Here is a 23948-nt window from a genome sequence, read left to right as displayed (position 1 = left end):
CGCGCCCCCGTCTGTGTCGCGCGTTATTTAGTCAAGCGGCGCGGAACGCAGGTCGCTCACCTGTTGCGGCGAGATCGGCGTACCGTTGTTGCCCCACGACATCCGGATATACGTGACGACTGCCGCGACTTCCTGGTTCGACAGCGACTGTGCGAACGGCGGCATCCCGTACGGACGAGGATTCTTGAACGTGCTCGGCGGATAACCACCATTCAGCACCATGCGGATCGGGTTGACTGCCGATTCCATCACGATCGAGTGGTTGCCTGCCAGCGGCGGATAGGCCGGCGGCTTGCCCGAGCCGGTTTCGGCGTGGCAGGTCGCGCAGTTGTCCGCGTAGATCTTCTTGCCCTGGTCGAACAGTGCATTGCCGAACTGCTTCGACGGCTCGTACTGCATGTTCTTCGGCGCTTCAGCCTTCTGCGGGATCGACTTCAGGTACGTCGACATGGCGCGCGTATCTTCGTCGTTCATGTACTGAAGGCTGTTGTGCACGACGTCGGCCATCGGGCCGAACACCGCGCCCTTGTTCGACACGCCGGCCTGCAGCAGGTCGGACAGCTCCTGCACGTGCCAGTCGCCGAGGCCGAGTTCCTTGTCGTTCGTCAGCGACGGCGCATACCAGTTCTGCAGCGGGATCAGGCCGCCCGCGAAGGCTGCCGAGCTCACCGGGCCGCCCATCATGTTGATCGACGTGTGGCACATCGAGCAGTGGCCCAGGCCTTCGACGAGGTACGCACCGCGGTTCCATTCGACCGACTTCGTCGGATCCGGCTTGTATTCGCCTTCCTTGAAGAACAGCGTGCGCCAGCCGATCAGCAGGTTACGGTTGTTGAACGGGAACTTCAGTTCGTGCGGACGGCTCGGCACCGACACCGGTGCGACCGAACGCAGGTACGCGTAGATCGCGTCCGAGTCGGCGCGCGTGACCTTCGTGTAGCTCGCGAACGGGAAGCCCGGGTAGAGCAGGCTGCCGTCCTTCGAACGGCCGGAGTGCATCGCGCGGTAGAAGTCGTCCGACGTCCACTTGCCGATACCGTCCTTGTCGTCCGGCGTGATGTTCGGGGTGTACATCGTGCCGAACGGCGTCGCCATCGGCAGGCCGCCCGCGAACGACTTGCCGCCGCGCACGGTGTGGCACGCGATACAGTCGCCGACGCGCGCGAGGTATTCGCCCTTCTTGATCAGCGCGGCCTGGTCGGCCGGCGTGGCCGCGACGGCAGCAGCGCCGTGCAGCGTGTCGTTGCCCGGCCACAGGACCGGGACGAGAGCGGCGGCGGCGACAATTGCGGCAGCCGAGAGTGCAAACAGGGACTTGCGTTTCATTGTGTCTGTCTCCCTTGCCTTATTGCGGTTCGCTGCCGCAGGCGAGCGGAGTCTTCATCGAACGCGCCGGAGCCGGCACGGGGTTGGCGGGCGCCGGTTGAGCCGCAAGCCATGCGGTCACGGCCGTCACGTCTTCGTCGGACAGCTTCGACGCGATCTCGTGCATGCAGTCAGGTGCCTTCGCGTGGCGGTTGCCCGAGCGCCATGCGCCGAGCTGTGCGCTCAGGTAGTCGGCGTGCAGGCCGACGAGGCCTGGGATCGCCGGCTGCATGCCGGTCAGCCCTGCGCCGTGGCAGGCCACGCAGGCCGGCAGCTTGCGGGACGGGTCGCCTTGCGTGACGAGCTGCTTGCCGCGCGCGAGCGTGGCAGCCGGCAGCGTCGGCTTGGCCGGCGCCGGGTACGGCGGGCGCTCGGCGGAGAAGTGCTCGGCGATTTCCTTCAGGTAATCGTCGTTCAGGTACGTCAGCAGGTAGTTCATCGGCGGGTACTTGCGCCGGCCGTCACGGAAGTTGACGAGCTGGTTGTACAGGTACTCGGCGGGCTTGCCGGCAAGCCGCGGGAAATAGTCGTTGTCCGTGCCCTGGCCGTGAACGCCGTGGCATGCGGTACAGCCGCGCACGCGCTCGGCCATGGTATCGGGTGCCTTGAGCGGCGCCTGCTGGGCGTGCGCTTGCTCGGGCTTGGTCTGCGCTTGGGCAGCGCTCATAAGGCCCGCGCTGCCGATCAAGAGAACGGCGAGCAACGGACGGAAGAGGCGTCTTGAAGACACACGAGACTCCATGTTTATTCGTCGGGGACCTGTCCGGGCTACGATCGGCTCGGCGCGTGGACGGCAGGACAGCCGGGCTGCTGCGACGCGGCATTCTATCATCGATGGGTAATGACGGCTATTTGGCAAAAGGACATCGGTTCCTGTCCGTTTGCGACTTGCGACAATTTGACGCGGTTTGAGCGCCGGCAGCGTGAACCGGCGTGCGCTTTGGCCATCGAAGACCGTACACTCGCGGGTCGCGCGGCGCCGCCTCCGCCGCAGATCCAGTCATTTCTCCCGTTTCCGGAATCATCGATGACGTTTTTTACCATGCCGTTGCCGTCTTCCCGCCGTTGTTCCGCCTGCCGCCGCATCGCCGGCCTGCCGTTCTCGGGAGGGCGCGCACGATGAGGATCGACAGCTTGTGGATCGGGCAGGTCGCGCTGGCGGCGCTGATGGACGCGACGTTCGCGATGGCGGTCGGCTCGGCGCTGCTCAAGGCGTGGCTCGGCAAGGACGGCGCACGGCCGGTCGTCGCGCCGTCGCACCCCGCATGGCTGCGCGCGCAACATTCGCTGGTCGCGGCGGCGCTGGCGCTCGTGCTCGCCGAGCTCGGCTGGCTGGTGTACGAGGCGGCGTCAATGAGCGGTGCGGGGCTCGGCGGCGCGTTCGCCGCGATCCCGACCGTGCTCATGCAAACTCATGCCGGCTTCGCGTGGAGCGTCGCGTTCGCCGGCGCCGTGGTGCTCGCGATCGTCGCGCTGGCCAGGCCCGACGGCCCGCTCGCGCATGCGGTGCTGTGGCTCGCGGTGATCGTGGTCGCGGGCGGCAAGGCGTCGCTCGGCCATGCGGCCGATACGGGCCCGCTGTCCGCGGCGGTCGGCGTGCAGACGCTGCACCTGCTCGCCACTGCGGTGTGGGGCGGCCTCGTGCTCGCGGGCGGGCTCGCAGTGCTGCCGGCGCTCGGCTCGTCGGTCGCGCGCGGCGCGCTGATCCGGATCGGTCAGCACCTGTCGCGCACGTCGATGATCGCGGTCGTGTTCGTGCTCGGCACCGGCGTGCTCAATGCGCTGCGCGGGCTCGGCGGCTCGCTCGCGCCGCTCGACGGCAGCACCTGGGGGCGCGTGCTGTTGCTCAAGCTGCTGCTCGTCGGGCTCGCGCTCGTGCTCGGCGGGCTGAACCGCTTCTCCGCGCTGCCGCGCCTGCGTCGCACCGCGTCGACCGAGGATGCGCACACGTTCCGCAACATCCTGCATCTCGAAGCGTTGACGATGATCGGCGTGTTCGTCGCGGCCGCCGTGCTGTCGTTCAGCGTGCCGGGCTTCGCGGCGCTTGGCTGACGGTGCGCCCGGCGCGGCGCGCGGCGGCGTCGCCCGCACGTGGCGCGCACGCAAAAACGGCCGCCTGGTCGGGCGGCCGTCCCGAAACCGGCGGCGCGGCGTGGCGGCCGCGCAAGCCGGCTTGTCTCACCATTCGGCGACGCTGCCGTCCGCGTGACGCCATACCGGGTTGCGCCAGCGGTGGCCCGTCTTCGCCATCTCGCGCACCTTCTCCTCGTTGACGTCGATGCCGAGCCCCGGGCCCTGCGGGATCGCGACGAAGCCGTCTTCGTAGCGGAACACCTCCGGGTTGCGCAGGTAGTCGAGCAGGTCGTTGCCCTGGTTGTAGTGGATGCCGAGGCTCTGTTCCTGGATGAACGCGTTGTAGCTGACCGCATCGAGCTGCAGGCACGCGGCGAGCGCGATCGGGCCGAGCGGGCAGTGCAGCGCGAGCGCGACGTCGTAGCTTTCCGCGAGCGTCGCGATCTTGCGGCACTCGGTGATGCCGCCCGCATGCGATGCGTCGGGCTGGATGATGTCGACGTAGCCGCCCGCGAGGATGTGCTTGAAGTCCCAGCGCGAATAGAGCCGCTCGCCCAGCGCGATCGGCGTGTTGGTCTGGTTGACGATGTCGCGCAGCGCCTCGGCGTTCTCCGACAGCACCGGCTCCTCGATGAACATCAGCCTGTACGGATCGAGCTCCTTCGCGAGCACCTTCGCCATCGGCTTGTGCACGCGGCCGTGGAAGTCCACGCCGATCCCGACGTGCGGGCCGACCGCGTCGCGTACTGCCGAGACGTTTGCGATCACCTGCTCGACCTTGTCGTAGGTGTCGACGATCTGCAGTTCCTCGGAGCCGTTCATCTTCACGGCCTTGAAGCCGCGCTCGACCACCGCGCGCGCATTGTTCGCGACGTCGCTCGGACGATCGCCGCCGATCCACGAATACACCTTGATCCGGTCGCGCACCTGACCGCCGAGCAGCGCGTGCACGGGCACGCCGTGATGCTTGCCCTTGATGTCCCACAATGCCTGGTCGACGCCCGCGATCGCGCTCATCATGATCGGGCCGCCGCGGTAGAAGCCGGCGCGATACATGACCTGCCAGTGATCCTCGATCAGCAGCGGGTCGCGGCCGACGAGGTAGTCGGCGAGTTCCTGCACCGCGGCTTCGACCGTGTGCGCGCGACCCTCGACGACCGGCTCGCCCCAGCCGACGATGCCTTCGTCCGTTTCGATCTTGAGGAACAGCCAGCGCGGCGGGACGACGAAGGTTTCGAGGCGGGTGATTTTCATCTCGGGAGTCTCCATGGTTGACCGGCGCGGACGTGCGGATGCGACGCCGGTCGCGTGCGTTGCGGTTATCCTAGCGTAGGCCGCTAAAAAATAGTATTAATAGCATTATTGTGCAGATAGTGGGCAACGGGCGGCATGTCCGCCAACGGAGAACGATCATTCAACGCGACCTGCATGGACAGACGGCTTTCCAGCTTGCGACCGCGATCCTGCGCGGCGACTATCCGCCTGAATCGCTGCTGCCGAGGGAACCCGAGCTGATGGAGATGTTCGGTGTGAGCCGCACGGTGCTGCGCGAGGCGCTGCGCACGCTGACGTCGAAGGGGCTCGTCGAATCGCGGCCGAAGGTCGGCACGCGCGTGCGGCCGCGGCGCGCGTGGAACCTGCTCGATGCCGACCTGCTCGATTGGTATGCGCGCGTCGCGCCGCCGCTCGCGTTTGCGCTGAAGCTGCAGGAGATGCGCGAGATGATCGAGCCGCACGCGGCCGCGCTGGCTGCGCGCGCACACTGCCCGGGCGGCTTCGATGCGATCGAGGACGCGGTGCGTGCGATGGCCGCCGCACGCAACATCGACGAATGGGTGCGCGCCGACCTGCGCTTTCACCTGAGCGTGCTGGAGGCCGGCGGTAACGAACTGCTGGTGCCGCTCGGCGCGCTGATCGACCGCACGCTCGAGGCCCAGTTGCATCTGAATGCGCGGCGCGCGCACGTGTTCAACGCGTCGCTCGCCGAGCACACGGCCGTCAGCGACGCGATCCGCGTGCGCGACGAGGACGCCGCGCGCCGCGCGATGACGACGCTGCTCGCGGTGACGCGCGCGCGAATCGAGATGGCGTGACGGGAAGGGCGCTGGCGTGCCGTCAGGCGCTCGCTCAGCCGCCAATGGCCGCGATCAACGTGCGATGCCTCGAGGATGTCGATATCGACGGGCTGCCCGTCGCGCGCTTCGCCGGCCGCTCGCACTAGCGCCGGCAGCAGCATGGCGCTGGCCCAGGGCGGCGCGCCGTCGCGCGCGTTGCCATCAGGACGGTTCGACCGGCGCCGCGCGCGGCGTGGGCATTTCGGCCTGCGGCGCCGGGCCCGTCGTGCGCGTGCCGGCCTCGGCCGGGCGTTCGATCAGCGGCGCGAGCGCCGGCGCCATCGACTTCAGCAACTGCACGGCCATCGCGCTCGTAAAGTCGTAGCGGGCTGCGTACGGCTCGTGCGCGGTCGCCGTCAGCACGCCGAAGAAGCGGTCGCCGAGCACGAACACGAACGTGCCGCTGCGATTGACCTTGCGCGACTCGATCAGCCGCGCACCGCGCGCATACACGTTGAAGCGCTGGTCGCCCGTCCCCGTCTTGCCGTACACCGCCAGCGTCTTGCCGTCGGGCAGCGTGAGGCCGCCCGCGAGCCGCCGCCCGGTGCCGTTGAGCACGACGTCGCGCAGCAGCGTGCGCGACACGTTGACGATCTCCGGCGACAGCGTCGGCTGCGGTTGCGCGGCCGCGCGCACGAAGCGCGTTTCGTACGGCGTGCCCTTCGCGAAGTCCAGGCGAGTGATCGTCTCGGTCGGTGCTTTCTCGCCGTTGTTCGCGATCAGGCCGATCAGTTTCGCGAGCGCGTCGGGCTGGTCGCCCGATGCGCCGATCGCGGCCGCATACGACGGCGTGACGTTCGCGAACGGATAGCCGAGCGCGCGCCACGCCTTCGTGATTTCCGCGTACGCGCGCAGCTCGACCATGCGGCGGATGCGGCGATCCTGGGTCGCGTGATAGCGCGTCTTGTACAGCCATGAGTAGGTGTAGAAGCGGGCATCGTGGCTGTCGCGCTGCACGTCGGCGAGCGATGCGTTCGGGTGCGCGCGCAGGTAGTTCAGCGTCCATAGCGCGAGCGGGTGGACGCTCGCGATATAGCCGCGATCGTTCAGGTTGAAGCGGTCGATCGCGTACTTCGCATAGAGCGCGGCGAGATCGTCGTCCGACAGCGACGCGGCCGGCGTGCCCTTCAGTTGCGCGCGCATCTGCGCATCGAACCACGCGAGCGATTCGTTCGGCGCGACGCTGCGCAGCACCGTCGCGATCTTCGGCGGCGACTTGCGCACGTCCTGCAGCATCAGCGCGAGCGCGTCGTCGGGGGCCTTGTCCGCATAGCGTGTGTAGTAGCGCTTCACGTAGACCTGGCTTTCGCCGTCGACGAACTGCGCGAGGTAATGCCGGCGCTGTTCGGGATCGTCGAGCCACGACGACGACGGACCGGCCGCCTTCAGCATTTCGTAATGAACGATGTCGCGCATCAGCCGCACGAACACGAGGTTGACCGAATGCTCGAACGCGGCGTGCAGCGTCATGATGCGGCCGTTGTCCGACTTGTCGAAGTTCGAGAACACCTGCGCGCCGCCGCCCGTGTAGAACACGTCGGGACTTGCCGAGTACTTGCGCTCGACCGCCGCGTCGAGCATCACCTGCAGCGAGCGGTCGCGCGTATGCGACAGGTAGTCGAGCGCCCAGTGCGACAGCGCGTCGATCGGATCGGGCTTCACCCGCGCGAGCTGTGCGTTCGACAAGCTGGCGTAGCGTGCGTGCAGGTCGGACACGATCTGCAGGTAGGTGATCAGCGTGCGCAGCTTCGCGGTCGAGCCGAGGTTGATGCGCCCGCCGCGATTCACGTCGAACGGCTCATTCACGCTGTCGGTCTGCACGCGCAGCATGTTCGCGCCGTTGCGATGCTCGTACAGCGTGAAGCTGTACGTCAGGTGCGACGGATCGTCCTTCGGCGCGAGCATCTCGAAGCCGTACAGGCCGGCCGCCTGCGCGCCATCGCGGGTCGACGCCAGCGCGAGCCGTTGGGCGACGGCCTGCTGCACGCCGTTGTCGAGCGTGCTGGTCGCCTGCAGGTCGAACTGGTCGAGCTGATACAGGTCGCTGATGCCGAGCAACGACAGCAGCGATGTGCGTGCCGACGTCACGGCCTTGCGCGACACGAACGACTGCACGTGCGCGGCGGCCGGCGGTGCGCTGCGCTCGATCTGCGCGGCGAGCGCCGCATCGCGCAGCGCGGGCGAGATCACGCCGCCGCTCGACAGCAGCCGCAGATAGCTGTCGGTCAGCTTCTGCAGCGCCGGATAGCCGCGATTCAGGAAGTACGACGGCGCGCGCTGCGCGATGATCAGCGACAGTACCTCGCGGAACGTCTTGCCCTGTTCGTCGACGTTGTCGCCGGTCGTCGGGGCGGACAGAATGCGGTTCACGTCGTTGAAGTCGCGGCCGTACCAGGCGGCAAGACCGTCGCCGATGCCGGTGATCTCGCCGATATGCGGACGCGCGGCGAGCGGCACCGAATTCAGGTAGCGCACGAGGATCGTCCGGCGCGCGAGCATCGTCTGCGGGCCGTTCATGTACGCGAGGATCGACGCGGACGCGATCTGCCGCAGCTTCTCGGGCGGTGTCGCGGTGCGCCCGTTCGGCGAATGGCGGAATTTCTCGATCTGCGTGGCGAGCGTGCTGCCGCCCGGGCGCGCCTGGTGACGGTTGACGACGTGCATCGCCTGGTCGGCGAGCGCGCGGCTGAAGCGGCCCCAGTCGATCGCCGGGTTGCGGTTCGGTTGCGCCGGGTCGAGCAGGTAGCGATCCTCGATGAACGTCAGCGAGTTGGCGACCACGCGCGGCACCGCGTCGAAATCGGCATACACGCGCTGCGGGAACACCGTCGCGAACAGCGGCGAGCCGGTCGAGTCGAACAGCATCAGCCCGGCCTGGTCCTTCTCGTCGTAAGGTAGGAACAGGCCGCGGTCGGCGAGCGACAGCATTCGCTCGGAGTCGCGCGCCTGCTGGCCGACGACGAAGCCGCGCGCGAGCAGGCGCTGCTGGAATGCCGGAATCATCGAGTAGCCGAGCCGCTCGTCGTACGGGCCGTTCGCCGGGAAGCGGATATGGTCGCTCGGCCCCGTCTCGACGGTGTAGCCGACGTCGCGGGTGAGTTCGGACAGGTAGTGCGCCTGCAGGCGCGACGTCTCGATCTCGGTCTGTACGACGCGCGCAATGATCGCGATCGCGATCACCAGCGCGGCCAGCAAAGACCATTTGATCCACGTCCAGACCGATGCACTACCGGTCACGCGCGGCAGGATGCGATTCAGCGGCCGATTCATGGCGGCATCTCCCTGAAGGCGCGGGCTCCGGCCGCGCCCCTCATTAAGGATTAGTGTAGTCCTCAACCGCAGCCTGCCAAGGGCGGTTCACTACCGAGATGCGCCGACGCAACACGCGTGCCCAAGCCGCGCGAAGCCGGTGGCGCGAACCGCCGCCGCCGCGGCTGGCGCGCCATTGCGGCCGTTCGGGGATACACGCAACGGGCCGGATCGATGCCGAAAAACGGTGCTCGATTACGCCCTTCATTCACCTGACGAAACGATCGATCAGGTGATCGACGAAGAGCCGCGCCTTGCGCGGAAAATGGCGTCGGCTCGGGTACACGATATTCATCTCCAGTTCCTCGAGCCGATAGTCGGGCAGCATCGCCAGCAGACGGCCCTTCACGAGATCCGGTTCGACGAGAAAGTCGGGCAGCACCGCGATACCCATGCCCGCGAGCGCCCAGTTCCGGATCAGCCCGATGTTGTTCGACGACGCGGATTTGTTCGGGCGCACGGTGACGGGCGTCGAGCCCTGATTGAATGACAGGTGTTCGCCCGCGAAGTCGGCATGAAACGCGAGGCACGCGTGGGACGCGAGGTCGTACGGGTGGGCCGGCGCGCCATGCCGCTCGACATATTGAGGCGCCGCGCAGACAAGCCGCTTGAGGCGCGTGAGCGGACGTTTCACCAGCGTGTTGGTGCTGATGTGCTGCGACAGCAGCAGCCCGACGTCGAAGCCTTCCGATACGAGGTCGACGTGGCGATCCACGATCGTGACTTCCGGCACGATGGCCGGATGCAGCGTCTTGAACGCATCGATCGCGGGGGCGAGCACGTGCATCCCGAACATGACGGGCGCGGCGATCTTCAGCGACCCGATCGGCTCGTGATGCATCGACGCGATCGTTTCCTCGACGCGGTCGATTTCCTCGATCACGTGACGGATCTGCGTGAGATACAGATGACCGGCGTCGGTCAGCGACAGGCTGCGGGTCGTGCGATTCAGCAGACGTGCGCCGAGGCGATCCTCGATGCCCATCACGAGGCGCGTGGCCGATGAATTGGAGATGTTCAGCTCGGTGGCGGCTCGCGCGAAGCTGTGCAATTCGGCCACCTTCACAAATAACCGCATCGGTAGGAGTTCGTCCATTTTTTGTCGATAAACAGAAATTGTTTATTGAGTTCTATATATCGATTTATAGGTTTTGAACGTCTCTTTTGGGTGAATGACTATTATGAAATGCCGTGTTTATCCGGGTCGAAATCAGGCGAAAAATTGGAGATTTTTTGAATATTCCGATTGTCCTGATCGTGCTCGGTATTGCATCGTATATAAACCTTGATGGCTGATTTGTATTTAGTAATTGTACGAAATTTTAGGAAAATTTAAAGGGAGACGAATTTGATATTTCACGTGCGATTCGATTCGAACGGGCCGCATCGCTATCGCCATAGCAGTTTCGCGGGATCGTACCGGCGCACCGCCTCGACGAAGCAGTGGATCAGGTAGTCGCATGCGAGCGTGTTCAGCGCATCGCGTCGCGTGAGCACGCCGGCCGACACGGCCGGAATCGTCTCCTTCACGTCGATCGTGACCATCCGCTCGCGTATCCAGTCGATTTCCATGAAGTGCTTCGGCACGCACGATACGGTGTCGGTGTGCACCGACAGCGAGAACGCCGCGCTGAACGACGTGCATTCGACGATCGGCTGCGGCGCCGGGTAGCCGTGCGCGACGAATACGTTCTGCAGCAACCGGCCGATGCTTTCCGGCGACGTGTTGAGCACCCACTGCGCGTCCTGCAACTGCGCGAGCGACGTGCAGTGGCGCAGCGGATTGCTCGCGCGCGTCATCAGGATCAGCTCCGATTCGATCAGCGGCCGGAACGTGAATTCGGGCGACAGCCGCGTTGCATCGACGATCGCGATCACGAAATCGAGCGAGCCGTCGCGCAGGCGCGGCAGTGCCGTGTCGAGAAAGCCTTCGCGCACGTCCAGGCGGATCGTCGGCATCCGCTGGCGGAACGCATCGAGCGCGGCCGGCAGGAAGCCGAGCGACATCAGCGGCGTCAGCGCGCACGCGAGCGCGCCTTCCGTGCCGCCCGACAACTGGATCACGTCGTCGCGTGCGTGCTGCATTTCCGCGAGGATCAGCCGCGCTCGTGCATGGACGGCCTGCCCGAAGCGCGTGAGCTGCGCGCCGCGCGCGTTGCGCGTGACGAGCGGCACGCCGAGGTCTTGCTCGAGTTCGCGGATCGCCTTCGTGAGCGCGGGCTGCGACAAATGGATGGCGCGCGCGGCGGCGCGCAGGCTGCCGTGTTCGGCGATGGCGGCAAGCGCGCGGAGCTGGTGATGTTTCACGGCGTGGCGGGGCGCGGCGGCAGTGGCGACGTTCGTATCCTACACCGCGCCGGCGCGGGAAAAGCACGCGATAACCATGCGTTATCACGATCGGAAAATGTCGCTCCGGGCTGCGTATTTTGAATGCCTAGACTGCATGCGCAGGCCGTCGAACTGGCCGCGCACCCGATACGCACAACCAGTACGGAGATACACCTTCATGAAGGCGCCCCGAGCGGACAGCATGTTCGGCGGGCATGTCGGCGACGCTGCCGCATCCCCGTCCAATCGCCAGTTGATCGTTGCAATCACGATCGGCAACGGCCTCGAATTCTTCGATCTCACCGTGTTCAGCTTCTTCGCGGTGCTGCTCGGCAAACTGTTCTTTCCGGCCGCGTCCGCGCAACAGCAATTGCTGATGTCGGTCGCGACCTTCGGCGTCGGCTTCATCGCGCGGCCGCTCGGCGGCGTCGTGATCGGGCTCGTGGCCGACCGCTTCGGCCGCGTGCCGGCCATGAACCTCACGCTCGTCACGATGGCGCTCGGCACCGGGATGATCGGCATTCTGCCGACCTATGCGCAGATCGGCGTCGCGGCGCCCGTGCTGGTCGTGCTCGCACGGCTGCTGCAGGGCTTTTCGGCCGGCGGCGAAGTCGGCGTATCGACGTCGCTGCTCGCCGAGCGTGCGCCGCCCGGCGAACGCGGCTACTACACGAGCTGGCAATTCGCGAGCCAGGGCGCCGCGGCGCTGGCCGGTTCGTTCGTCGGCTTCCTGCTATCGTATTTCCTCGAGCCGGCCGCGCTCGAATCGTGGGGCTGGCGCGTGCCGTTTCTCGCCGGCGTGCTGATCGCGCCGGTCGGCCTGTATCTGCGCGCACGCTTCAATGCGATCGAACAGCATGCGCCGGCCGCCGCTGCGCGACGCTCGTCCGCGGTGCTCGGCACCGTGCTGCGGCGCGACGGCGGCGCGGTGCTGACCGCGCTCGGCCTCGTGGTCGGCGGCACGGCCGCGCATTTCATCGTTCTCTATTACATGTCGACGTACGCGATCCGGGTGCTGCGCCTGCCGATGGATACCGCGCTGTGGTGCGGGATCTTGTCCGGTGCGGTGATGTTCGTCGCCGCGCCGATCGGCGGACGCCTGTCGGACCGCACCGGCAGCAAGCGTGTCGCGCTGTGGACGCGCGTGGCGCTGACCGTGCTGATCCTTCCGGGCTTCTGGCTGATCCGCGCGGTGCCGTCGATCGCGACGATGTACGCCGTCGTGATGCTGCTCGCCGCGCTGCATTCGATCAACGCCGGCGCGAACGGTGTGATCCTCGCGGAGCTGTTTCCGAAGAGCACGCGAGCGACCGCGCTGTCGATCGCGTATGCGGGCGGCGTATCGATCTTCGGCGGCTTCGCGCAGTTCATCGTCACCTGGCTGATCGGCGCGACCGGCAATCCGGCCGCGCCGGCGTGGTACGTGATCGTCTGCGGTGTGCTGTCGCTCATCGCACTCGCGTTTGCGTCGGACCGCAGCGCTCAGGATGACTGATTGTTTTTCTCGTTCTTCCATTTGCCCCATGACTACCACCGTTTCGTTTTCGTCGTCGCCTGCCGACGTCGCCGCCGGCAACCTGTGCGACCTGCCCGCGCGCACGATGCTCGAGTTGCTGAAGTCCCGGCAGATCGGCGCGTGTGACCTGCTCGATGCGCATCTCGCGCGAATCGCGACGGTCAATCCATGCGTGAATGCGCTCGTCACCATCGCCGATCCCGATGCGCTGCGCGCCCGTGCGCGCGAGCTCGATGCGCGCTGGATGCGCGGCGAATGGCAGGGGCCGCTGCACGGGCTGCCGGTGTCGCAGAAGGACCTGACCGCGACGCGCGGCGTGCGCACGACCTTCGGTTCGCCGTTGTTCGCCGATCACGTGCCGCAGCACGACGCGCTGATCGTGCGCCGCTGCGCGAGCGCCGGCGCGCTGATGATCGGCAAGTCGAACACGCCTGAATTCGGCGCCGGCTCGCATACGTTCAACGAGGTGTTCGGCCCGACGCGCAACCCGTGGGACCTGACGCGCTCCGCCGGCGGCAGCAGCGGCGGCGCGGCGGCCGCGCTTGCATGCGGGATGAATCCGCTCGCGTGCGGCAGCGACATGGGCGGCTCGCTGCGCAACCCGGCCGCGTGGAACAACGTTGTCGGGCTGCGGCCGTCGCCCGGGCTCGTGCCGCGCGCGCCGGACCTCAACGGCTGGGCGACGCTCGGCGTCGACGGGCCGATGGCGCGCGATGTTGCCGACACCGCGTTGCTGCTGTCGGCGATCGCCGGGCCGAGCGGCGAAACCGCGACCGAAATCGCGGAGCCGGGCGCGCGCTTCGCGCAGCCGCTCGAGCGCAATTTCCGCGGCACGCGGATCGCGATGTCGCGCGGTCTGCCCGGCGTGCCGGTCGATCCCGAGATCCGGCGCGCGGTGGACGCGCAGGCGCGCGTATTCGCGTCGCTCGGCTGCGAAGTCGAATTCGACGACCCCGATCTCGCCGAAGCCGAGGACGTGTTCCGGATCGAGCGCGCATGGATGATCGGCACGCTGGTCGACGGCTTCGACGAGCGGCAGCGCGCGGCGCTGAAACCCGAACTCCTCGACGAATACCGGCTGCATCGCTCGCTCGCGGCCGCGGATCTCGGCCGCATGTTCGTGACGAAGACGCGCCTGTTCGAACGGATGCGCACGTTCATGCAGCGCCATGCGTTCTACGTGCTGCCGACTACCCAGGTGATGCCGTTCGATGCCGCGCTGCGCGTGCCTGCCGATGTACTCGGCATCGCGAATACGTCCTACATCGACTGGATGCGCGTGTGCTGGCTGCTGTCGTCGACCGAGGCGCCGATCCTGTCGGTGCCGTGCGGCTTCTCCGCGACCGGCTTGCCGATCGGCATGCAGATCGTCGGCCGCTATCGCGACGACTGGGGCGTGCTGCAACTCGGCCATGCGTACGAAATCGCTGCCGGCCGTCGCTGGATGCCGCCGCCCGTCGTCGCCGACGCACTGCGCTGACCATTTTTCCCGGCTGACACCGGACCGTTCCGGTTCGTGCCGGCAGGCCGCGCGCCTGCGGGAGGCGCGCACGCCTGCGTTTGGCCATTCAACCCGCGCAATGGAGATCTCTCGATGAAAAAACGGCTGTTGGCAGGCGCGGGCGTCGCGCTGATCGCGGGTGCGGCGCACGCACAGAGCAGCGTTACGCTGTACGGCATTATCGATGAAGGGCTGACCTACACGAGCAATGTTGCGTCAACCGGTGCGAACGGCACGACAAGCGGCAAGCCCGCGCTGCGGTTGCTGGGCGGCGTGCAGCAGGCAAGCCGCTGGGGGCTGCGCGGCAGCGAGGATCTCGGCGGCGGGCTGGCGGCGGTCTTCACGCTAGAGAACGGGTTCGATCCGAGCACCGGCAAGCTCGGGCAGGGCGGGCTGATCTTCGGCAAGAAGGCGTTCGTCGGGTTGTCGGGGCCGTTCGGCACCGTGACGCTCGGCCGGCAGTACGACACCAACGTAGACTTCCTCGGCCCGCTCGAGGCCGCCGCGCTGTTCGGCGGCTACATGGTTGCGCACCCCGGCGACCTCGACAACGTGAACAACGCGAACTCGACCAACAACGCGATCAAGTTCACGAGCAACGACTACGGCGGGTTCCGCTTTGCGGCGATGTACGGGGTCGGCGGCGTGGCGGGCGCGGCGACGCGCGACCAGGTGTGGTCGGCGACCGTCGGCTATACGCGCGGGCCGCTCGCGGTGGCGGCCGGCTACCTGAATGCGCGCAACCCCAACGTGTCGTTCTTCGGGACGACCGGCAGCCCCGCGCCGACCGTGGGCGGTGTGCCCGGCAACAACATGCAGTCGCCGGTGTATTCGGGCTATGCATCGGCGCGCACGTTGCAGGTCGCGGCGGTGGGCGGTACCTATGCGATCGGCGCGGTGACGCTCGGCGCGATGTATACGAACACGTCGTTCCGCCAGCTCGGCGACCTGTCGTCCGGGCCGAACCCTGGCGGCGTGTCCGGCAACGCGGTGTTCAACAACGCCGAGGCGAGCGTGCGCTACCAGTTCACGCCCTATCTGTTCGGCGGCGTCGCGTACGACTATACGCGCGGCGGCGGTGTGAACGGTCGCGATGGCGCGACGTATCACCAGGTTGCGGCCGGGCTCGACTATTTCCTGTCGAAGCGCACGGACGTCTACGTGACCGCTGTCTATCAGCGCGCTTCGGGCATCGATTCGACTGGGCATGCGGCCGTCGCGGCGATCAACGGCCCCGGCGCGTCCGCGAACGACCGGCAGCTCGAGGCGCGAATCGGCATGCGGCACAAGTTCTGAGGTGCCGGTCCGGACGATGGAGACCGGCCGCACGGTTATATCCTCACGAAACGCCCGCGACCGACGGGCGAATACCGGTTGCCCGCACGCGGTCCGACGCTGCGTTGCGCGGCGTTTCCGAGGGAGAGCCCAACCACGAGCCGAAAATTCATTCTGAAGGGCGACACGACCGACCATGGCGGCGTCGTGCTGGACGGGATCGCCAATTCGTCGTTCGACGGCCGCGAGCTTGCCTATCTCGGCGCGCCGGTGTTCCGCGCCACGTGCAAGACCCAGGGCGCGATCGTGTCGGACGGCGGCGAGCGGACGATGACCGTGATGGGCAAGGTCGTCGCGCTCGATCACGACCTGTGCCAGTGTCTGTGCACGCCGCAACCGAAGCTGATCCCGTAGCAGGGCACGGGGACCATCTCGGGCTGAAGCCTGTCGTCAGACGCTGCCGTCGGTCTCGATCACGAGGATGCGCGCTTCGCCGAGCGGGTGCGCGACGTGCTCGGTGCCGACCGTTGCATGGAAGACGTCTCCTGTCTCGAGCACCGCCGCGTGCTCGATGCCCGCTTCTCGATAGCGCATCTCGACACGGCCGTCGAGCACCGCGAACACTTCCTCACCGTCGTTCACGTGCCATCGGTACGGCTGATCGGTCCAGTGCAGACGGACCGTGATGCCGTTCAGGTTCGCAATGTCCAGCGCGCCCCACGGGCGCTGCGCGGTGAACGCGCGACTGCGGACGATGTTCATCGTTGGATCCTTGCGTGCCAATACGTCGACAGGCAGGCGGACGGACGGTGCCTGCCGGCGGGATTCCGTTCGCTCGGGATCAGTGCGACATCGCGCGCAACGCTGCGTCGACGATCTGCCTGCGCTTGTCCAGACCGGCCGCCGAGCGCGCCGTCACGCGTTTCAGGACCGATGCCGGCGCGGTATCTGGCGAACCCGCATTGAACGGCGGCGCCGGCGCGTATTCGAGCGCGAGCTGAATCGACTGCGCCTCTTCTTCGCCGGCCAGTTCGGCGGCGATCGTCAATGCGAAGTCGATGCCGGCCGTCACGCCGCCGCCGGTGATCAGGTTGCCGTCGCGCACCACGCGTTCGCGCACGGGCACCGCGCCGAGCGGCTCCAGCAGTGAATGAAAGCTCCAGTGCGTCGTTGCGCGGCGTCCGCGCAGCAGGCCGGCCACGCCGAGCAGCAGCGCACCCGTGCAGACCGATGTCACGTAGCGCGCCGTGGCCGCGCGCTGCTGCACGAACGCGATCGTTTCGGCATCGAGCAGCAGCGCGTTGATTCCGATTCCGCCGGGCACGCAGATCACGTCGAGCGGCGGGCAGTCGTCGAACGTGCAGGTCGGCGCGAGCGCGAGGCCGCTGCTCGACGCGACCGTGTCGCGCGATTTCCAGACGAGATGGACGGCCGCGTCGGGCAGCGACGCAAGCACATCGTGCGGACCGGTGAGATCGAGCTGCTGGACGCCCGGGAACACGAGAAGGCCAATATGCAGGGTCATGCGAACACTCCGAATGGAAGGGGAACGCGCCGCAGCCGGCGCACGATGGACAGATCGATTCTAGGCGCGTAGTGTTTGGCGAAATTGCCATATCACCCACGTTTTCAGCCAATCGCCATGTCTGCCGCACCACGCTCGATCCTGGTCCTCGCGTTTCCCCGTGCGCAATTGCTCGACGTGACCGGGCCGCTGCAGGTGTTCGCTTCCGTCAACGAGCTCGCGCAGGAGCGCGGCCAGCCCGCACCGTATGCGCCGCGCGTCGTCGCCGCCGACGCCGGGCCGATCGAGACCTCGTCCGGCCTCGTCGTGATGGCCGATTCGCTGCGCTCGGCCGGACGGCCCGATACGGTGATCGTGGCCGGCGGCAAGGGCGTGCAGGCGGCGTCGCGGGATGCGCGGATGGTGCGTTGGGTCCGGCAGCAGGCGCAGCGCGCACGACGTGTCGCGTCGGTCTGCACCGGCGCGTTCCTGCTTGCCGAGGCCGGCCTGCTCGACGGGCGGCGCGCGGTCACGCACTGGGCACGCTGCGACGAATTCGCGGCGCGCTACCCGAACGTGCGCGTCGAAGCCGATCCGATCTTCATCCGCGAAGGCTCGTTGTGGACGTCGGCCGGCGTGACGGCCGGCATCGATCTCGCGCTCGCGCTCGTCGAGGAGGATCTCGGACGGGCGGTCGCGCTCGACGCCGCACGCGAACTCGTCGTGTTCCTGAAGCGGCCGGGCGGGCAGGCGCAGTTCAGCGCGATGCTGTCGATGCAGCGCACCGACGATCGTTTCGGTGAGTTGCATGCGTGGATCGCCGAGCATCTGGCGGCCGATCTATCGGTGCCGGCGCTGGCCGAGCGCGTCAGCATGAGCGAGCGCAGCTTCGTGCGCCACTATCGCGCCGAAACCGGCCGCACGCCGGCGCGCGCGGTCGAGCAGATCCGTATCGAGGCCGCGCAGCGTTTGCTCGGCGAAACCGTCTGGCCCGTCAAGCGAATCGCCACGCGCTGCGGCTTCGGTTCCGAAGAGACGCTGCGACGCAGTTTCGTGCGCGTGCTCGGCGTGTCGCCGCAGGGCTATCGCGAGCGGTTCGTGCGGTAACGGCACACGTGCACCATTGGCGGCCGTGCGCAATGCCGGGGACGGAACGATTGCGGTGTCGAACTGAACGCAGGTCGATCACTTTCGAGTCCGAAGCGCTGCGACTATTCAGAAGTGGAGAACAATAGGCGGGGGCTTGTGCCGTGCCCGTGGCGCGCTCTATTCTGTTCCGTTGGCGATTCGAAGGGGGCGCAGCATGGACCGCATCCAGGCAATGGAAGTTTTCACCCGCGTGGTCGACGCGAACAGCTTTACGCGTGCGGCCGACACGCTCGCGATGCCGCGCGCGTCGGTGACGACCATCATCCAGAATCTCGAGGCGCTGCTCGGCGTGCGTCTGATGCACCGGACGACGCGCCGGCTGTCGTTGACGCCGGAGGGCGCCGCGTACTACGAGCATTGCATGAAGATCATCTCGGAGATCGCGGAAGCCGACGCGAGTTTCCAGACCGGCAACCGCAAGCCGAGCGGCGTGCTGCGCGTACACATGCCGAACTCGCTCGGGCGGCGCGTCGTGCTGCCCGAGCTGTCGGTCTTCCGGCAGCGCTATCCGGACATCACGCTCGATCTCGGCCTGTCGGACCGATACGTCGATCCGGTCGAGGAGGGCATCGACTGCATGATCCGGGTCGGGCCGCTCGAGGATTCGTCGATGGTCGCGCGGCGGATCGGGATGCTCAAACGCGTGACCTGCGCGTCGCCCGACTATCTGGCGCGCCATGGCGAGCCGCAGGAGATCGCCGATCTCGCCGATCATCATGCGGTGAATTTCCGTGCGAGCCACGGCGCGCGTGCGATTCCGTGGGTGTTCATGATCGAAGGCAAGCCGGTCGAGGTGCGGATGAACGGCAGCGTGACCGTCAACGATTCGGACGCGTATGTGACGTGCGGGCTCGAAGGGTTCGGAATGATCCAGCCGACGCTGTTCATGGTGCTGTCGAACCTGCTCGACGGTTCGCTCGTCGAGGTGCTGCCCGACTGCAATCCGAAGCCCAAGCCGATCTCGATCGTGTATCCGCACAACCGGCATCTGTCGCAGAAGGTGCGCGTGTTCGCGGACTGGATCGCGGAGTTGTTCGAATCGACGCCGGCGCTGGAGGGCGGGGAGAACTGGCGCGGGAAGGTGCGTGTGGATGCGGTAGAGGAGCGCGGATCGTTGGTGGCGTAGAGCGCAACGTGCGCGTGACCTGAAGGACGGGTGACACGCGACACCCGCTTGCACCGGATGAGACAATGAAAAAAGCCGCTGCTCCGTAAGGAGCAGCGGCTTTTCGCATTTGGTGGCGAATCAGGGACTCGAACCCCGGACCTGCGGATTATGATTCCGTCGCTCTAACCGACTGAGCTAATTCGCCGAAGACTTGAATTATGTAGATGTACCGCCCGGCTGTCAACACCTTTTTCCATCTTCCCTGAAAAAAGTTGCCGGCGGCCCGTTCGGGCCAGGATAGCGGGCGGGGTGCCGCCCGCTATCCTGCCTCAATCCTGCGCGTAGATATTGGAGTCCTTCGTCTCCTTGACGAACAGCAGGCCGATCACGAACGTGACCAGCGCGATCACGATCGGATACCAGAGCCCCGAATAGATGTCGCCCTTCGCCGCGACGATCGCGAATGCGGTCGCCGGCAGGAAGCCGCCGAACCAGCCGTTGCCGATGTGATACGGCAGCGACATCGACGTGTAGCGGATCCGCGTCGGGAACATCTCGACCAGCATCGCGGCGATCGGGCCGTAGACCATCGTCACGTAGATCACGAGGATCGTCAGGATCACGATCGTCATCGGCCAGTTGAGCTGCGCCGGGTCGGCCTTGGCCGGATAGCCTGCCGCCTTGAGCGTGGACGCGAGCGTCTTGTCGAACGCCGCGCCCTGCGCCTTCGCATCGGCCGCCTTGCCGTCATAGGCCGGGATCACCGTGTCGCCCACCTTGATCTCGGCGCTCGAGCCGGCCGGGGCCGCGATGTTCTCGTAGTTCAGGCCGGCCTTCGCGAGCGCGCTCTTCACGATGTCGCACGAGCTCGTGAACTTCGACGTGCCCACCGGGTTGAACTGGAACGAGCAGGTGGCCGGGTCGGCAACGACCGAGATGGGTGCCTTCTGCGTCGCGAGTTCGAGCTGCGGGTTCGCGTAGTGCGTGAGCGCCTTGAACAGCGGGAAGTACGTGAGCGCGGCGATCAGGCAGCCGGCGAGAATGATCGGCTTGCGGCCGATCCGGTCCGACAGCGAGCCGAAGAACAGGAAGAACGGCGTGCCGATCAGGAGCGCGATCGCGATCAGGATGTTCGCGCTGGCACCGTCGACCTTCAGCGTCTGCGTCAGGAAGAACAGCGCGTAGAACTGGCCCGTGTACCACACGACGGCCTGGCCGGCGGTCAGGCCGACGAGCGCGAGGATCACGATCTTCAGGTTCTTCCACTGGCCGAATGCTTCGGTCAGCGGCGCCTTCGACGTCTTGCCTTCCGCCTTGATGCGCAGGAACACCGGCGATTCGTTCAGCTGCATCCGGATCCACACCGACACCGCGAGCAGCAGGATCGACGCGATGAACGGCACGCGCCAGCCCCAGTTGCCGAATGCCTCCTCGCCGATGAAGGTGCGCACGCCCAGGATCACGAGCAGCGACAGGAACAGGCCGAGCGTCGCGGTCGTCTGGATCCACGCGGTGTAGAAGCCGCGCCGGTTCGCCGGTGCATGTTCGGCGACGTAGGTAGCCGCGCCGCCGTACTCGCCGCCGAGCGCGAGGCCCTGCAGCAGCCGCATCCCGATGAAGATCACCGGAGCGGCGATGCCGATCGACGTGTAGCCGGGCAGGAAGCCGACCACGAACGTCGAGATGCCCATGATCACGATCGTCACGAGGAACGTGTGCTTGCGGCCGACGAGGTCGCCGAGCCGGCCGAACACGATCGCGCCGAACGGTCGCACGGCGAAGCCGGCCGCGAAGCCGAGGAGGGTGAAGATGAAGGCGGCGGTCGGATTGACCCCGGAGAAGAAGCTCTTGCTGATGTAGGCCGCGAGCGAGCCGGCCAGGTAAAAGTCGTACCACTCGAACACGGTGCCGAGCGACGACGCGAAGATCACCTTCTTTTCTTCGCCCGTCATCGGCGAGTGCGAAATTTGCCCGCCTAACGTTGCCATGAATCGTCTCCAAGTCCCTTGATATAGATATGCGGCCGCCTTGGGTGGGCGGGCCTGTCGACGATTATTGGCAGGGAAACTTACGGCGCACTGACTCGCGCATGCAAAACGACTGCGCGTTAACCCGCGAAGAATCGGCCGCTTCGCGTCCCGATCGTGTCGCGAACGGGCGATAAAGCGGCGGTTTCGACGCGATCGCGCCACGCCGGGCGGAGTGGGGCCGGCACGCGTGTCAGGATGGATCGGGCGCGGCGCCCGACAGCGGCAGGCTGATGCGCACGAGCGTGCCGGCGAGGCGCGGCGTGTGCTGATAGACGTGATCGTCGAGCGTCAGCGTGCCGCCGTGCTGCGTGGCGATTTCGCGCACGATCGCGAGCCCCAGCCCGCTGCCGTCGCCTTCGCGGCCGAGGATCCGGTAGAAGCGCTCGACGACGCGCTCGCGTTCGCCGGCCGGGATGCCGGGCCCGGTATCCTCGACCTCGAGATGCACGCGCTGCGCCGCATGATCGGCCCGCACGCGCACGGTGATGCGCCCGCCTTCGGGCGTGTAGCGGATCGCGTTGTCGACCAGGTTGCCGAGCATCTCGCGCAGCATTACGGGATGGCCGTCGACGTCGAGCGGCGCGTCGTCCTCCGGGCCTTCGTAGCCGAGGTCCATCCGCTTCGCGAGTGCGGCCTGCACCCAGTCGCGCACCGTGCGCCGTGCGAGCGAGCCGATCTCGACCGGCTCGAACGTCAGCCCGCTCGCGCGGTTCTCGGCGCGCGCGAGCGCGAGCAGTTGCGTGACGAGCCGCGCGGCCTGCTCGGAGCTCGTCGCGATCTGCTCGAGCGAGCGCTGCACGTCGGGCGGCACGGGGTGGCGCAGCGCGAATTCGGCCTGCGTGCGCAAGCCGGCGAGCGGCGTCTTCATCTGGTGCGCGGCGTCGGCGATGAAGCGTTTTTGCAGCGCCATGTTCTGTTCGAGGCGCGCGAGCAGGTCGTTGAACGACGTGACGAGCGGCTCGATCTCGGGCGGCGCGCGCTGCGCCTCGACGGGCGACAGGTCGTCGGGCCGCCGCGCGCGGATGTGCGCCTGCAGCGCGTTGAGCGGCGCGAGCCCGCGCGACAGCCCGAACCACACGAGCAGGATCGCGAGCGGCAGGATCACGAACTGCGGCAGGATCACGCCCTTGATGATGTCGTTCGCGAGCGCATTGCGCTTGTCGAGCGTCTCGCCGACCTGGACGAGCACCGGTTGCGTGCCGCTCGACTGCGGCAGCGCGACGGTCGTATATGCGACGCGCACGTCGTTGCCGCGCAGCAGGTCGTCGCGGAACACGACGACGCCCGGCGGCGGGCGATCCTCGTCGCGCGGCAGCGGCATGTCGGCCTCGCCCGCGACCAGCTCGCCGCGCGTGCCGAGCACCTGGAAGTAGACGCTGTCGACGTTGTCCGCGCGCAGGAAGTCGCGCGTCTGCTGCGGCAGCGTCAGCTCGGCGACGCCGTTGACCGGATGGATCTGCCGCGCGAGCACATACGCATTGGTTTCGAGCGCGCGGTCGAACGGGCCGTTCGCGATCGTCTTCGCGACGAGATAGGTGACGGCGATGCTCATCGGCCACAGCAGCAGGAGCGGCGCGAGCATCCAGTCGAGGATTTCGCCGAACAGCGAGCGCGGGCGTACGGCTTCGGGCGTGTCGATCTCGTCGGGCGGCGCGAACGGGTTCTCGTAGCGCGCGTCGCGCGCAGCGTCGGCGGCGGACGGTTGCTCGCCGCTCGGATGACGGGAATGGGCCGGCGTGGCCATCGCGGCGACGGCCGGGGTCAGCGCAGCGGCGTGCCGGACGCCGCGGGCTGGGGCGCTGCCGTGTCGGGGGGCGCCGCGGGTGCGACTTTCTCGAGGCAGTAGCCGAGGCCGCGCACGGTGGAGATCCGCACGCCGCTCGGCTCGATCTTCTTGCGCAGCCGGTGCACGTACACTTCGATCGCGTTGTTGCTGACCTCCTCGCCCCATTCGCACAGATGGTCGACGAGCTGCTCCTTCGACACGAGCCGGCCGATGCGCTGCAGCAGCACTTCGAGCAGGCCGAGTTCGCGCGCGGACAGGTCGAGCACGCGCTCGTTCGCATACGCGATGCGGCCGACCTGGTCGAACGCGAGCGAACCGTGGCGCACGACGGTCGGGCCGCCGCCCGCGCCGCGCCGGGTCAGCGCGCGCACGCGCGCCTCGAGCTCGTTGAGCGCGAACGGCTTGGCCATGTAGTCGTCCGCGCCGAGATCGAGCCCCTTCACGCGCTCGTCGACGCTGTCGGCGGCGGTGAGGATCAGCACGGGGAGGTTGGAATTGCGCGCGCGCAGGCGCCTCAGCACGTCGAGCCCGGACATCTTGGGCAGCCCGAGATCGAGGATCAGCAGGTCGAAAGTCTGCATCGACAGCGCGGTATCGGCGTCGACGCCGCTCTTCACGTGGTCGACCGCATAGCCCGATTGGCGGAGTGACCGGGTGAGGCCGTCCGCGAGTATGCTGTCGTCTTCGGCGATGAGAATTCGCATGTTGCTGACCGGTGGCCGGCGGGGCGTTCACGCCGGCGCGGCTGTCTCCGAAGTTATTCGTGTACGACGCAACCCGCATTGCGGGCTTGCATAAAACACTGTTTTTTTATACAGTGTCTGCATTCGTGGGCGGCGCTTGAAAGCGGGCGCGCCTCTAACAGACGCTGCTCATCATAGCAAAGGACG

Annotated in this window: 19 protein-coding genes, 1 tRNA gene and 1 pseudogene; 9 read left to right on the top strand and 12 right to left on the bottom strand. The window is 67.2% G+C overall.

Translation table 11 applies throughout. The features are described from left to right. Positions 1–27 precede the first annotated feature (27 nt). Positions 28–1326, bottom strand: coding sequence for a cytochrome c (locus DIE13_RS21030; RefSeq protein ID WP_124828912.1), 1299 nt, complete (start codon positions 1324–1326; stop codon positions 28–30). Positions 1327–1345: 19 nt separating this feature from the next. Continuing rightward, the gene (locus DIE13_RS21025; protein WP_096507137.1) at positions 1346–2107 is read right to left on the bottom strand and encodes a c-type cytochrome; all 762 of its coding nucleotides are present in this window, start codon (positions 2105–2107) and stop codon (positions 1346–1348) included. A 377-nt stretch (positions 2108–2484) separates the two neighbouring features. On the opposite strand from DIE13_RS21025, the gene DIE13_RS21020 reads away from it, so the two are divergent. Further along, positions 2485–3417 (top strand): CopD family protein, encoded by a 933-nt coding sequence (locus DIE13_RS21020; protein WP_124828910.1) that lies wholly within the window; start codon positions 2485–2487, stop codon positions 3415–3417. Between the two features lie 126 nt (positions 3418–3543). Here DIE13_RS21020 and dgoD read toward each other — a convergent pair whose 3' ends face one another. Beyond that, the gene (gene dgoD, locus DIE13_RS21015; RefSeq protein ID WP_124828908.1) at positions 3544–4692 is read right to left on the bottom strand and encodes a galactonate dehydratase; all 1149 of its coding nucleotides are present in this window, start codon (positions 4690–4692) and stop codon (positions 3544–3546) included. Between the two features lie 155 nt (positions 4693–4847). Between dgoD and DIE13_RS21010 the strand changes: the two genes are divergently transcribed. Together DIE13_RS21010 and DIE13_RS21005 are read left to right on the top strand one after the other, a co-directional pair. Continuing rightward, on the top strand, positions 4848–5531 hold the full coding sequence (locus DIE13_RS21010; RefSeq protein WP_124829095.1) for a FadR/GntR family transcriptional regulator: 684 nt from the start codon (positions 4848–4850) through the stop codon (positions 5529–5531). Positions 5532–5575: 44 nt separating this feature from the next. Next, positions 5576–5659 (top strand): annotated as a pseudogene (locus tag DIE13_RS21005) (GFA family protein); the annotation flags it as partial. A 55-nt stretch (positions 5660–5714) separates the two neighbouring features. On the opposite strand, the gene DIE13_RS21000 reads toward DIE13_RS21005, so the two are convergent. From DIE13_RS21000 to DIE13_RS20990, 3 genes are all read right to left on the bottom strand, one after another. Further along, positions 5715–8822, bottom strand: a complete 3108-nt coding sequence (locus DIE13_RS21000) for a biosynthetic peptidoglycan transglycosylase (protein ID WP_124828906.1) — start codon at positions 8820–8822, stop codon at positions 5715–5717. A 247-nt stretch (positions 8823–9069) separates the two neighbouring features. After that, entirely contained in the window at positions 9070–9957 is an 888-nt protein-coding gene (locus DIE13_RS20995; protein WP_124828904.1) for a LysR family transcriptional regulator, read from the bottom strand. A 293-nt stretch (positions 9958–10250) separates the two neighbouring features. Next, positions 10251–11168, bottom strand: coding sequence for a LysR substrate-binding domain-containing protein (locus DIE13_RS20990; RefSeq protein WP_124828902.1), 918 nt, complete (start codon positions 11166–11168; stop codon positions 10251–10253). Between the two features lie 199 nt (positions 11169–11367). Here DIE13_RS20990 and DIE13_RS20985 point away from each other — a divergent pair, with 199 nt between their 5' ends. From DIE13_RS20985 to DIE13_RS20970, 4 genes are all read left to right on the top strand, one after another. Beyond that, a complete protein-coding gene (locus DIE13_RS20985) occupies positions 11368–12684 on the top strand; it encodes an MFS transporter (RefSeq protein ID WP_124828900.1) in 1317 nt (438 codons plus the stop codon). 28 nt (positions 12685–12712) lie between these two features. Then, a complete protein-coding gene (locus DIE13_RS20980; RefSeq protein WP_124828898.1) occupies positions 12713–14185 on the top strand; it encodes an amidase in 1473 nt (490 codons plus the stop codon). A gap of 114 nt (positions 14186–14299) precedes the next feature. Further along, a complete protein-coding gene (locus DIE13_RS20975) occupies positions 14300–15502 on the top strand; it encodes a porin (RefSeq protein WP_124828896.1) in 1203 nt (400 codons plus the stop codon). A 78-nt stretch (positions 15503–15580) separates the two neighbouring features. Continuing rightward, entirely contained in the window at positions 15581–15895 is a 315-nt protein-coding gene (locus DIE13_RS20970; protein WP_244097728.1) for a PAAR domain-containing protein, read from the top strand. A gap of 36 nt (positions 15896–15931) precedes the next feature. Here the strand turns inward: DIE13_RS20970 and DIE13_RS20965 are convergent, their stop codons facing one another. Then, a complete protein-coding gene (locus DIE13_RS20965) occupies positions 15932–16243 on the bottom strand; it encodes a cupin (RefSeq protein ID WP_124828894.1) in 312 nt (103 codons plus the stop codon). 79 nt (positions 16244–16322) lie between these two features. After that, positions 16323–17006 (bottom strand): DJ-1/PfpI family protein, encoded by a 684-nt coding sequence (locus DIE13_RS20960; protein ID WP_124828892.1) that lies wholly within the window; start codon positions 17004–17006, stop codon positions 16323–16325. A gap of 117 nt (positions 17007–17123) precedes the next feature. On the opposite strand from DIE13_RS20960, the gene DIE13_RS20955 reads away from it, so the two are divergent. Continuing rightward, the gene (locus DIE13_RS20955) at positions 17124–18092 is read left to right on the top strand and encodes a GlxA family transcriptional regulator (RefSeq protein WP_124828890.1); all 969 of its coding nucleotides are present in this window, start codon (positions 17124–17126) and stop codon (positions 18090–18092) included. 196 nt (positions 18093–18288) lie between these two features. After that, entirely contained in the window at positions 18289–19260 is a 972-nt protein-coding gene (locus DIE13_RS20950) for a LysR family transcriptional regulator (RefSeq protein ID WP_124828889.1), read from the top strand. 110 nt (positions 19261–19370) lie between these two features. On the opposite strand, the gene DIE13_RS20945 is transcribed toward DIE13_RS20950, so the two are convergent. The 4 genes from DIE13_RS20945 to DIE13_RS20930 form a co-directional block, all read right to left on the bottom strand. Then, positions 19371–19447: transfer RNA gene (locus DIE13_RS20945), tRNA-Met, on the bottom strand. A 124-nt stretch (positions 19448–19571) separates the two neighbouring features. Beyond that, positions 19572–21230 (bottom strand): MFS transporter, encoded by a 1659-nt coding sequence (locus DIE13_RS20940; RefSeq protein WP_124828887.1) that lies wholly within the window; start codon positions 21228–21230, stop codon positions 19572–19574. A gap of 232 nt (positions 21231–21462) precedes the next feature. Then, positions 21463–23016, bottom strand: coding sequence for a sensor histidine kinase (locus tag DIE13_RS20935; RefSeq protein ID WP_124828885.1), 1554 nt, complete (start codon positions 23014–23016; stop codon positions 21463–21465). 17 nt (positions 23017–23033) lie between these two features. Beyond that, positions 23034–23762 carry a response regulator transcription factor gene (locus DIE13_RS20930; protein WP_124828883.1) on the bottom strand — a complete coding sequence of 243 codons (729 nt, stop codon included), beginning with the start codon at positions 23760–23762 and terminating at the stop codon, positions 23034–23036. Positions 23763–23948: the final 186 nt, after the last annotated feature.

The organism is Burkholderia sp. Bp9016 (assembly GCF_003857765.1).
In the GTDB taxonomy this organism is placed as follows: Bacteria; Pseudomonadota; Gammaproteobacteria; order Burkholderiales; family Burkholderiaceae; genus Burkholderia.
This window is presented reverse-complemented; position numbering and strand designations above follow the sequence as displayed.